The organism is Winogradskyella ludwigii, from assembly GCF_013403985.1.
Lineage (GTDB): Bacteria > Bacteroidota > Bacteroidia > Flavobacteriales > Flavobacteriaceae > Winogradskyella > Winogradskyella ludwigii.
This window is the reverse complement of the sequence record NZ_JABFDF010000028.1, coordinates 1-534: the sequence shown is the minus strand read 5'-3', so window position 1 is coordinate 534 and position 534 is coordinate 1. Positions and strand designations below refer to the sequence as shown.

At 34.1% G+C, this 534-nt stretch carries 1 pseudogene; it reads left to right on the top strand.

The features are described 5' to 3' along the window. Nucleotides 1-534: pseudogene (locus HM981_RS17400) on the top strand (hypothetical protein); the annotation flags it as partial.

Here is a 534-nt window from a genome sequence, read left to right as displayed (position 1 = left end):
AAAGTTTCAGAACGCTTAAAAAAGGTCATTTTAGAACGAAATACTACGATAAAAAAGGGGATGCCATTGGTGAAATTAATACCCTAAAAAATGGATTTCGAAAAGGGGTTGAAGTGTTTTATTATTTTGACCCTATGCGAGTGAAGCAAATTAACTATTATCCGTTTGAGAGGTTGTTAGGTCACGAGGATTATTATCCTAATGGTCAGATTCGGACAAAATTTCAAACTGAACCAGAATATAAAAAGACTTATTTTACTGAGGATGGAACCGAAATAGGGAGTGTTACTTACAATCTTTATAATGACTATCTAAAACCTATGGAAGGCACCGAAATTGTGTTTTCGTACAGTTATAAGGAAGAGGCCATGGGGCAAATTTTGTCTTCTAGAACCTACAATAATGGTCTACTTGAAAAAGAAGAACTATACTATGATGGCGGTAAGATAAAATCTCTAACAACATATACTAATAACATTAAAGAGCTTCAAGTTAGTTATGATGACACAGGCAATGAATTGTCTCGGATGGTTT